Consider the following 11,828-nt stretch of genomic DNA (forward strand, 5'->3'; position numbering starts at 1 on the left):
ATGAACCGACAAATTACACAGGAAGAATCCGAACAACTGTTCCAGTTTTGCAGAGAACATTACGTGTACCATTACGATGTACAGGTGGAGTTGGTTGATCACCTGGCATCGGCAATTGAAGAACAGTGGGAAGAGAACCCGGAACTCAGTTTTGACGAAGGCCTGAAAAACTCGTTTAAGAAATTTGGCATTCACGATTTTAGCAAAATAAAATCGCAAAAAGTAAAGGAATTGAGGCGCAAATACAACCGCTTGTTATGGCATTATTTTCTTGAATTCTACCGTTGGCCAAAAGTAATTACCACATTTGTTTGCACGCTTGGATTGTTTTTGCTGTTTCAACTCATCGAGCAATCGCGATGGATAATATTAGGTTATCTTGTTCTGCTAACGGTTGGCACGATGTTCTACTATTTTGGAATTCATATAAAGACCAGGTTGAAGATAAAGCCAGGCAAGTCATTTTTATTAGCCGACCAATATAACCGTGCTTCTCAGGCTTTTGTTTTACTAATTAATTTACCTAATTTCTGCTTTCAAACATTTAATTTACTCGATTCCCACTCTATTGAAAACAAGTGGATACTTTTAAGCATATCGTTTTTTATGGTAGCCTTAACGGTTTTGCTTTACGGACAGCTTTTCTACCTCCCTAAAAAGATAAAAGAACACTTTTTAGAACAATTTGCCGAGTTTGCCGTGTAACTTTTCTACTCAACTTATGACAAATAAATCGATGTCTCAAATCTCAAAATCTAAATACTCATTACTCTAATATGAAACGAAACTTCTTCTACTTTGCCTGGCGCGAATTTCTGCGGTCGGCATCAAAAAACAAAAACATGGCTACCAAAGGTGTGCTGATCTTTTTTGCCATCTACTTTTCGCTGGTGGCTTTTTTTATGGGCTTCCAGCTCACCGAAAATCTAAAAGATTTGGAAAACCCGGTGCAGGTTTTTAATGGTATGTTGCTGATCTATTTTGGCTACGAACTGGTTTTGCGAATTATGATCCAAAACCTGCCCACCTTTGGATTTCAGCCCTTTTTATTGTTGCCGGTAAAACGCCTGCGTATTGCCAGGTACATGCTCAACAAATCGTTGCTGCATTTTTTTAATGTTTTGCCGTTAATACTCGGGCTGCCGTTTGTTATCCGCATTGCCGCACCAACATTGGCGCCACCGGTTTTCTGGGCCTGGCTGGCTGCCCTGTTTTGTATGATTTTTATAAATCACTTTTTGGCGCTGTACATTAAATGGCGCACCAACGAATCAGACGTCCTGTTCTACAGTTTCCTGGGATTGGCTGCCGGCTTAACCGCCATCGATTATTTTAATATCGTTGACCTGACCGGTGGATTTGGAAAAATCTTCGATTTTGTTGTGGCCTATCCATATGCTGCATTAATCTTCCCTGTTGCAATTGTTGCTTTATACTTTTTAAATCAATCGTATATTAACAGCCGCTTTTACCTCGACGAACTCAGCAAAAAGAAAAAACAAGGATCTACACACGATTTCTCGTGGCTGAATAATGTTGGCGACTACGGAAAAATGCTGTCGCTGGAAGTGAAAATGATTATGCGTAACAAACGCCCGAAAAATACAGCCATGATGTCGGTGCTGTTTCTTTTTTACGGACTTCTAATCTACAAAACCAACGGCGGCGAAGAAATTCCGGAATTCATTCTCGTGTTAGGCGGTATGTTTATGACAGGTGTTTTCAGCATGATGTACGGCCAGTTTTTCCCCGCATGGCACGGAAAATATTACCCTTTGCTTATGGCACAAAACGTGCGCATGAAACAGGTGATTCAATCGGCCTTTTTTCTGATGGCAGTAACTAACGTTGTTTTTTACCTGCTTTCGTTGGGCTACATGTACATCTCGCCAAAAGTGCTGTACATTCATTTAGTGGTAATGCTTTACAACGTTGGTGTAAACTCGTGGGTGATTTTTGCACTTGGTTTAAACAGTAAAAAAGCAATCGAATTAAACCAGCGGGCAGCGTTTAACTACCAGGGCGTTGGCGCTACCCAGTGGCTGATGGCCTTCCCGGTTGTTTTTGGTCCGGTGGCACTCTACGGATTGCTTTCGTGGTTATTCGGAAATATCGCTGCTTATATCGTTTTCGGTTCGCTGGGCTTTATCGGAATCATCCTTCACCCACGTTTAATCGACTATTTCACCGGGCAATATTTGAAGCGTAAACACAAAATGATTTACAACTACAAATCAACATAAAGAAAAATTGCTCGCAGATTGCGCTGATTTTGCAAAAGCGATAAAATTTAATCCGCGAGAAAATAATCCGACTTAAAATATAAAACAAAAAATTAACCATATGCCGGAAGCTCGAATCTTCCAACTTCGTTCTTCCAGCTTCAAACTTTAAAAATTATGATACAAGTAAATAGCTTACAAAAAATATACAACGGAACAACAGTTCTGAATCTCGAAGAATTACACATTGCAAAAGGCGAAGTATTTGGCCTGGTGGGTAACAATGGTGCCGGAAAAACAACTTTCTTTTCATTGATTCTCGATCTGATTCGGGCCAATAAAGGCGAGGTAGTAATTAACGGAATTCAGGTGTCGAAAACCGAAGAATGGAAAGAACTGGTGGCGGCTTACATCGACGAAAGTTTTACGATTGGCTACCTCACGCCCGACGAGTATTTCGAATTTATTGGCGAATTACGCGGTTTGAATGCCAAAGACGTTTCCAATTTTCTGGAAGACTACACCGACTTCTTTAAAGACGAGATTTTGGGTAAAAAGAAATTCATACGCGACCTGTCGAAAGGAAACCAAAAGAAAGTGGGTGTTGTTGGCGCTCTGCTCGGAAATCCTGAAGTTATTGTTTTAGATGAACCTTTTGCCAATCTCGACCCTTCGTCGCAATACCAACTGCGAAATATTATTAAAGACATTTCGAAACAAAAGGAAAAAACACTGTTGATTTCGAGCCACGACCTCGACCATGTTGCCGATGTTTGCTCGCGCATTGTTATTCTCGACAAAGGCAAAGTGGTACGCGATGTAGAAAAAACAGATTCAACACTGGCGGATTTGGAAGAATTCTTTACCGGAGTTCGCAAAGAAGAAGCATTAGCTGAATAAAAAAATCCCCCACTCACTTTATATTATGTGCTGTGCAATAGAAGAATAGGATTAAGTTAGATTTTTCACTATTTTTATTATCCTTTTAAAACCGATTTACCACATGGAAAACCACGAACAAAATGTACAACAAGCCTATTCGAAAATGGCGCAGTTATGCAGCCGTTCGGAGCAATGCTCTGCTGATATCCGTAAGAAAATACTTACTTACGAAATTGTAGATGAAATTGTGGATGAAATCATTGAAAAACTGATTGCCGAGAAATACATCGACGACGAACGATTTGCCAGAGCATATGTGAACGACAAATTCCGTTTCAACAAATGGGGCCGTGTAAAAATGCGTTTTTACCTGCGCCAAAAAGGCCTTTCGGATGCCACCATTGAAAAAGGGCTTGAAAAGATTGATGAAGAAAAATACATAAAGGTGCTGGTGAAAATCATGAAAGACAAAGCCAAAACCATTAAAAACAAAGATCGATTTACCAAGATGGGCCAGATTATTCGTTACACGCAAGGCCGAGGTTTTGAACCGGAACTAATCCACCGGCACATGAATGAAGTGCTGGACTAAACCCGATCAACGAAACATCTTACGCATTAGATAAAAAAAATACCGGGAAAAATACCGGGAAAATTCCCGGTATTTTTTTATCCTGTTTTTCGCAATACATACTTTGCAGTATCTGCCCAACTTATTTCAACACCTTAACCGTAAAATCGGAAATAGCACCTTCAAAATCGCCAACCTTTGCCAAGGGAAAAACAAGGGTTTGAATCTTTGCCATTTTGCTTTTTCCCGACTGGTTATACTCAATAAATTCATTTTCCAGCGCATCAACCAATTGACCGTTTACAAACAATTTGGTTCCGGTGTTGGTTCCCTCGATAGCCAACACCACCGGATAATCGTTTGGCACCACATAATCGAACTCGCTCCAGTAGCCCTCGCGCTCGTAAGCCAGTTTCCCGGTTTTGGGGTGGCGAAGGTAAACAGTGGCATTGGGCGATTCAAATAAAACCGTACTGTTGATATTGTTTTTTGCGCGAATGGTAAACTCCACACGGTAATTATAACCAATTTCAGGAATAGGCAGTGTATCACCGGCTGCCAAATTTTCCCGCTCAAGCACCACCCCATTTTCATCAGCTTTGTAAGTGGCATTAATATTTAAGCCAGGCGCTTCGCTAATCGCTAGGCGTTGTTTGTTGAATTCATCAAATGGAAGCGAAGTATTTTTACCTGTCCACATTTTTACTGCCAACGTTTGCATGGCCGGGAATACGCGATGATGAACATCTTTTTCGGTGATTCCATTTCCACAATGGTCGTTCCAAACCGCAAATTTTCCACCTTTTATCTGCGGATGGTTTTCCTCGAAAACCTGATTTCCAATAGTAGCCGGCGTCCAGTTTTTGTACAGGTGGGCAATGTTTAAATAATCGTAATAATAACCGGCTGCAGGCACAATATAAACCAGCCCGTCGGGAATACTTACCATATCGTAGCCCAGGTCAATCATTGCTTTCGGATCGGCATAACCGTTGTACCAGCAATCCAAAAGAACGTCTTCAACCTTCACCGGAGTTTCGCCTTGCGCATGTGTCAGCGATCCCCAAACACCGGCCTTTTTGCCGTACTTTTCCACTTCTTTAATGTAGTGATCCTGGAAATAACGGAATTTCTCCACTACTTTTTTGTCCTTGTTCGAATACTCGTCGGTACCAATATGCACATATTCTCCCCTGAAAACAGGCTCTTTTCCGTCGAGGTATTCTTTAAAAAGTTTGTCGAAAAACTCATAGGTTTTCGGGTTAAACAAATCCAGGTGATCCATGCCATACTCTTCGCTTCCCAGCTCGGGCATATATTGCGTAAAAGCCAAAGTATGCGCCGGAATATCAATCTCCGGAACGATAGTTATGCCGTTTTCTTCGGCCAGTATCTGCAGGTCGATAAATTCCTGTTTGGTATAATACCCGTCTTTAGCTGCCAGCCCGGGATACGTATCGCTTTCTAACCTGAAAGCGGCGTAAGTTTCATCCCAGTCGTTTCCAAAATACTGACGGAAACCGTTGTCGCTTAAATGAATATGAAATGTATTCATTTTATAATACGACATAAAATGCACATAGTCGCGCAAAAAATCGATGGTAAAAAACTTTCGGCCCACATCGAGCATAAAACCACGCAGCGGGTATTCGGGATAATCCACAATCTTTCCTTTGGGCAAACTTTTGCCCTCAGTTGCTTCCAGCATTTGCAAAATGGTTTTGGTTGCCCACAAAGCACCAATCGGCTCGTTAGCGCTAATCACCACCTGCTCGCCAATTTCAATTTCGTAACCTTCCTTATTATCCACCGCAATCGGTGCCATTTTCACTACAAAATTCGCTTTACCCGTTGTCGTTTCAGCCTGAACGCCAAACATGGTTTTCAGGTCGGCGGAAAACTGGCTCACCACTGAACGCATTTTTTTATCGTCAGACTTCGTGCTTTCGTAAGCAATCGTCAGCGTATTATCGAGGCTTAAATCACCCTCTGCTCCTGTCCAGCTTTGTAATTCAGGAATTACAAAAGGTTTCTTTTCCGAAGAAGCGAACGACACCACAACGAAAAACAAAAAGCTAAATGCCAGAAAAATATTCTTCATAATAATTAATTGTTTGTAATTTTTTTAAGAACTATGCCGCAAGTATATCTATTTTTTACAAAAGATAAAAATGTAGTCTTTTTAATCGTATCCTTCAGGCAAAATAATCGGCCATTCACCAACACCCCGGCAATCTTCATCAGCAAAAGTTTTTTGATTTTGAAAAGTGTGTGCCAGAACATTGAAAGCACTTTACGTTTCATTTTTCCTGCTACCTTTGCAAACAATCAAAAATAAAACGAAAACATGATTTTAAAGGAACAGGTAAAAGACCTTGTTGAGCGCCGGGACGCGCTGAGGAGGCATCTTTGACTACGATGCTAAATTAATTGAACAGGAAGAAGAAGAATTAAAAACCCAGGATCCCGAATTCTGGAACAATCCCAAAGAAGCCGAAGCCCAAATGAAAAAAATCCGCACCATAAAAGTGTGGACCGACGGCTTTAAAAAAGTACACGAAGCCACCGAAGATTTCCTTGTGCTTTACGAATTTTTTGAGTTGGAAGAGGCCAGCGAAGAAGAAGTTGATGCGACCTATTCAGAAACGCTAACGCTGATTGAGGAGCTGGAAACTCAGAACATGCTTCGTAACGAGGAAGACCGTTTGGGAGCTGTACTGCGCATAAATGCCGGCGCCGGTGGTACCGAAAGTAACGACTGGGCCGATATGCTTTTCAGAATGTACACCCGCTGGATTGAAAAGCAGGGCTACAAAATGAAAATTGCCGATATGCAGGCCGGCGACGAAGTGGGAGTAAAAAGCTGTACCATCGAAATTGAAGGCGAATTTGCTTACGGTTATCTGAAAAGTGAAAACGGCGTGCACCGCCTGGTTCGTCTGTCGCCCTTTAATGCGCAAAACAAACGAATGACCTCGTTTACTTCGGTATATGTAGCACCGCTGGTTGACGACACCATCGAAATTGAGATCAATCCCGCAGATATTACATGGGATACTTTCCGTAGCGGAGGTGCAGGCGGCCAAAACGTAAACAAAGTGGAAACTGGCGTTCGACTGCGCCATGCCCCTACCGGAATTACCATTGAAAATACCGAAAGCCGTTCGCAATTGGGCAACAAAGAAAATGCTTTGAGGCTTTTAAAATCGCAGCTTTACGAAATGGAACTGCGCAAGCGCCACGAAAAAACTGCGGAAATCGAATCGGCGAAAAAGAAGATTGAATGGGGCTCACAAATCCGTTCGTACGTGCTGCAACCCTACAAAATGGTTAAAGATTTACGCACCAATTTTGAATCGGGCAACGTAAACGCGGTGCTCGATGGCGAACTGGATGGATTTATAAAAGCTTACCTCATGGAATTTGGCGGGCAATAATCCCCGAAACCCCGCCCAATTCTTGCTTTTTTCCCCGGCTTTTTACATCTTGTAAAAGTCATCTCGTAATTTAATAACCGTTCAATTCTTCATTCAAAATGTACTCAAAAGAAAAATTCATAAACCGCGAAATAAGTTGGTTATCGTTTAACGAACGAGTGCTTCAGGAAGCTCAGGATCCGGAAACGCCACTTTTCGAACGAATTCGTTTTATCGGAATCTTCTCGAACAACCTCGATGAATTTTTCAGGGTGCGCGTGGCCGCAGTGCGCAGAATGGTCGACCTGGGAAGAGATGAAGAAAACCTCCTGGGCGATATGACTCCGGATGAATTACACACCAAAATTCAGGAAATTGTAATTCAGCAGCAAAATAAGGTACAGGAGATTTATGCCAACATTCTTGACGAACTTGAAGCGAATAACATTTCGATTATTAATGAAAAAGATCTGACGGAAAAACAAGGCAAATTTGTGCGCAATTATTTTTACGAAAAAGTGCTGCCCAACCTCGTGCCCATTATGCTGAGCAAAAAAAATAAGTTCCCTTATTTACGCGACCGCTCGGTTTACCTGGCCGTTAAGCTTTGGAAAAAAGAAGACCCTGAAGATTTGGCTTACTCACTCATCAGGATTCCGGGCCGATCGGTACCGCGATTTTTGGTACTTCCGGAGGAAAACGGCAAACAGTTCGTACTTTTTCTCGACGACATTATTCGTTTCTGCATGGCCGATATCTTCTTTTATTTTGATTACGACATGTATGGGGCTTACACCATAAAAATTACCCGCGATGCCGAACTCGACCTCGACGATGACATCTCGAAAAGTTTTGTGGAAAAAATGAGCCAAAGCCTGAAAAAGCGTAAAAAAGGAAAACCGGTTCGTTTAATTTATGATCGTGAAATGCCTGAGGATTTGCTAAAGTTTCTGCTGAAAAAAATGAAACTGACCGAAGGCAGCGATGCCAGTCCGGGTGGCCGGTACCACAACCACAAAGACTTTATGAATTTCCCTGAGATTGGGAAAAAGAAACATTACTATACCAAGTTGCCGCCTTTCCGGCATAAGGATTTGCCGCCCTTTACCAGTATCATGAAAATGATGCGCGAAAAGGACATCATGTTGCATTACCCGTATCAAACGTTTAATCACTTTATCGACTTTTTACGCGAAGCAGCCATCGATCCGCAGGTAAAGGAAATTGGCCTGACAATTTACCGTGTGGCCCCGGCATCGAAAGTGGTGAATGCACTTTTAAACGCAGTTAGAAACGGCAAAAAGGTAACCGTAATTATCGAGCTTCAGGCACGTTTCGACGAAGAAGCCAACATTTTCTGGTCGAACAAATTACAGGAAGAAGGCGCTACCGTAATTAACGGAATACCGGGAATGAAAATTCACAGCAAACTGGCCTGGGTACACCGCGAGGAAGAGGATATGATGCGCAATTATGCCTACATCGGAACAGGAAATTTCCATGAGGGAACAGCCCGCGTTTATGCCGACGATGGTTTGCTGACTACCGATCCACGACTGGCAAACGAAGTGGAAAAACTGTTCGATTTCTTTAAGCAGAATTTCCTTCGCCACGACTACAAACACCTGATTGTGAGCCCATTTACCATGCGACAAACATGGGAAGAGAACATTGAGAACGAGATTGCCCTGGCCAAACAGGGAAAACCGGCCTGGATGACCCTGAAAATGAACAGCCTCATCGATCCGAAAATGATGAGAAAGGTGTACAAAGCTGCGCAGGCCGGAGTTAAAGTGAAGCTTATTGTTCGCGGAATTTTCGGACTGCAGGTTGGACTAAACGGATTTAGCGAAAATATTACCGCAATAAGTATTGTAGATAAATATTTGGAACATTCGCGCATCTTCCTGTTTGGGGCGGGTGGCGAAGAGAAAATGTACATTTCGTCGGCCGATTGGATGCCCCGGAATTTAAACCGTCGTATTGAAGTGGCCTGCCCTATTTACGACGAAAACATTAAATCGGAGCTGAAAAAAATGCTGGAAATTCAACTCCAGGATAATTCAAAAGCCCGGATTCTCGATCCGGAATTATCGAACAAGTACACGAAAAATAATACCGACCAAAAATACCGGGCGCAGGAAGACTATTACAACTACATAAAATCGATCACGAATTAAAAAACGTTGAACCATTTCCTGTTTTTTGTGTCGTACCACTAAAAAGAATTAAAATGAAGATATATCACAATCCGCGCTGCTCGAAAAGCCGAAAAGGCCTGCAGTATCTTGAAGACAAAGGCTGCAAACTTGAAATTATAAAATACCTCGATCAGGGTTTAACCGAAAAAGAACTCTCGGAGCTAATTGCCAAAACCGGCAAAAAACCTTTTGATTTTGTGCGCCAACACGAACAAGATTATAAAGAGCACTACAAAGGAAAAGTTTTGAGCGACGAAGAATGGATAAAAGTACTGGTTGAAAATCCGAAATTGCTGCACCGCCCTATCGTGGTGAACGGCGATAAAGCTGTTCTGGGAAATCCTCCTGAAAACATTGACGGGATTCTGTAAAAAACAATGTCGATAGCTACGCGCTAAGCGGTTCTAACCGCTAAGCGCATTGCGCCACAAAAAAGAGGCTGCTCAATTTCGGACAGCCTCTTTTTTATGTTTTTGAAACCGGATTTTTACAATCCTAACTTTTCTTTTACCAATCCGGGAATCTCGCGTGGTTCTTTTGCCACCGGAACATCAGCAGCTTTAAAAGCTTTAATCTTTTCTTCTGCAGTTCCCGATCCACTTGAAATAATAGCACCGGCGTGTCCCATCCGTTTTCCCGGAGGCGCCGATTGTCCGGCAATAAATGCAACCACCGGCTTGGTCATTTTCTCTTTAATAAAACGGGCAGCCTGCTCTTCGGCATCGCCGCCAATTTCGCCAATTAATACTACGGCTTCGGTTGCCGGATCGTTTTCGTACATCTCCAGCAAATCAATGAAATACAAACCTGAAACGGCATCGCCACCAATTCCTACGCAAGTTGTTTGGCCCAGTCCGCTTTCAGTTAGCATATTCACTACTTCGTAGGTTAATGTTCCTGAACGCGAAATCAATCCAACATTTCCTTTTTTGAATATCATTGCCGGAAGGATTCCGATCAAACACTCGTCGGGAGTTATTAATCCCGGACAGTTGGCACCAATCAGTTTTGTTCCGTGTTTCTTTAAAACCGGAGTTACTTTTATCATGTCCTGAACCGGAACATGTTCGGTAATACAAACCACCAATTCAATACCTGCATAACTGGCCTCCATAATGGCATCGGCAGCAAATGCCGCCGGCACAAATATTACCGATGCATTGGCACCGGTTGCTTTAACAGCATCTTCAACACTGTTAAAAACCGGCACACCTTCTACTTCCTGACCAGCTTTACCGGGCGAAGTTCCACCAACAACATTGGTTCCGTAGGCTTTCATTTTTGAGGTATGAAAAGCTCCGTCGCGACCGGTAATTCCCTGTACTATTACTTTTGTATATTTATTTATAAGTATGCTCATTACTTTTTCACTTTTTACTTTAAACTTTTGCCTTACTTTTTACTTAACTCAATTGCTGTTTGAGCCGCTTCGCGCATGGTTTCAACAACCGGCAATCCGGTTTGCTTAATAATTTCCAAACCTTCTTTGGCGTTGGTTCCCGACAAACGAATTACAATAGGCACATCGGTTTTTATCTGATCGAGAGCGATTACCAAACCACGGGCTACATCGTCGCAACGCGTAATACCACCAAAAATGTTAATCATAACCGATTTCACGTTCTGGTCGCTCAGCAAAATATTCATGGCATCAACCACTTTTTGCGGATTCGAAGAGCCACCAATATCCAGGAAATTGGCAGGTTCGCCACCATATAATTTAATCATATCCATGGTAGCCATTGCCAGTCCGGCACCGTTTACCATACAACCGATATTTCCATCCAATTTAATGTATGAAAGCCCTTTTGCATTGGCTTCAATTTCTTTCAGCTCATCTTTATCGGCTTCGCGCATGCTCAAGATTTCTTTCTGACGATACAAGGCATTGTCATCAAAATTCATTTTCCCGTCGATGGCCAGAACCTGCTTATCGGGTGTAAGAACCAGCGGATTGATCTCGGCCAGCGACGAGTCGGTATCAACATAAAGCTGGTATAGTTTCACCAGAATATTGGCACACTGCCTGATTTCTTTTGGGTCGGCAAACAGTTGAATGGCAATTTTACGTGCCTGCCACGGCATTAATCCAATCGCAGGATCGATAGACATTTTAATGATTTTCTCGGGCGATACTTTTGCCACTTCTTCAATTTCAACGCCACCTTCGGCACTGGCCATCAATGTTACTGACTTGGTGTTTCTGTCATTGATCAGACCAACGTAAAACTCCTTTTCAATGTCAACAGCATCGGCAACCAATACTTTTTCAACGCATATACCTTTAATGTCCATGCCAAGAATTTGCCCGGCTTTTTCCACGGCCTCGGCTTTTGTGTTCGCCAATTTAACGCCACCGGCTTTTCCACGTCCGCCAACATGTACCTGCGCTTTTACAACTCGCAGCTTGTCTTTGTCCGATACATTTTGTTTTACTTCATCAACCGTGTGGCATACAACTCCTTCCGGCACAGGAATCCCGTACTTCCTGAATAAATTTCGGGCTTGATATTCGTGAATTTTCATACGATTAAAT

At 42.5% G+C, this 11,828-nt stretch carries 10 protein-coding genes; 7 read left to right on the plus strand and 3 right to left on the minus strand.

Going from position 1 to position 11,828, the window contains the following annotated elements:
* From BMW53_RS08555 to BMW53_RS08570, 4 genes are all read left to right on the plus strand, one after another.
* Nucleotides 1-705, plus strand: a complete 705-nt coding sequence (locus tag BMW53_RS08555) for a hypothetical protein (protein WP_051567811.1) — start codon at nt 1-3, stop codon at nt 703-705.
* Between the two features lie 71 nt (nt 706-776).
* Complete coding sequence (locus BMW53_RS08560; RefSeq protein WP_038558254.1) at nt 777-2,243, plus strand: DUF5687 family protein; 1,467 nt, start codon at nt 777-779, stop codon at nt 2,241-2,243.
* 156 nt (nt 2,244-2,399) lie between these two features.
* Complete coding sequence (locus BMW53_RS08565; RefSeq protein WP_038558252.1) at nt 2,400-3,122, plus strand: ABC transporter ATP-binding protein; 723 nt, start codon at nt 2,400-2,402, stop codon at nt 3,120-3,122.
* Between the two features lie 103 nt (nt 3,123-3,225).
* Nucleotides 3,226-3,696, plus strand: a complete 471-nt coding sequence (locus BMW53_RS08570; RefSeq protein WP_038558251.1) for a regulatory protein RecX — start codon at nt 3,226-3,228, stop codon at nt 3,694-3,696.
* Nucleotides 3,697-3,817: 121 nt separating this feature from the next.
* On the opposite strand, the gene BMW53_RS08575 is transcribed toward BMW53_RS08570, so the two are convergent.
* A complete protein-coding gene (locus tag BMW53_RS08575) occupies nt 3,818-5,776 on the minus strand; it encodes a beta-N-acetylhexosaminidase (RefSeq protein WP_038558248.1) in 1,959 nt (652 codons plus the stop codon).
* 246 nt (nt 5,777-6,022) lie between these two features.
* On the opposite strand from BMW53_RS08575, the gene prfB reads away from it, so the two are divergent.
* The 3 genes from prfB (at nt 6,023) to arsC (ending at nt 9,663) form a co-directional block, all read left to right on the plus strand.
* A protein-coding gene (prfB, locus tag BMW53_RS08585) for a peptide chain release factor 2 (protein WP_139178064.1) occupies nt 6,023-7,112 on the plus strand; the annotation gives its coding sequence in 2 pieces (ribosomal slippage) (nt 6,023-6,085 and nt 6,087-7,112; 1,089 coding nt in all).
* Between the two features lie 98 nt (nt 7,113-7,210).
* Nucleotides 7,211-9,271: a polyphosphate kinase 1 gene (ppk1, locus tag BMW53_RS08590; RefSeq protein ID WP_038558242.1), complete on the plus strand. Its 2,061-nt coding sequence runs from the start codon at nt 7,211-7,213 to the stop codon at nt 9,269-9,271.
* 53 nt (nt 9,272-9,324) lie between these two features.
* Nucleotides 9,325-9,663, plus strand: coding sequence for an arsenate reductase (glutaredoxin) (gene arsC / locus BMW53_RS08595; RefSeq protein ID WP_038558240.1), 339 nt, complete (start codon nt 9,325-9,327; stop codon nt 9,661-9,663).
* Between the two features lie 116 nt (nt 9,664-9,779).
* On the opposite strand, the gene sucD is transcribed toward arsC, so the two are convergent.
* Entirely contained in the window at nt 9,780-10,652 is an 873-nt protein-coding gene (gene sucD, locus BMW53_RS08600) for a succinate--CoA ligase subunit alpha (protein WP_038558238.1), read from the minus strand.
* Nucleotides 10,653-10,684: 32 nt separating this feature from the next.
* Entirely contained in the window at nt 10,685-11,818 is a 1,134-nt protein-coding gene (sucC, locus tag BMW53_RS08605; RefSeq protein WP_038558236.1) for an ADP-forming succinate--CoA ligase subunit beta, read from the minus strand.
* Nucleotides 11,819-11,828: the final 10 nt, after the last annotated feature.

This window comes from Draconibacterium orientale (assembly GCF_900111425.1).
GTDB lineage: Bacteria > Bacteroidota > Bacteroidia > Bacteroidales > Prolixibacteraceae > Draconibacterium > Draconibacterium orientale.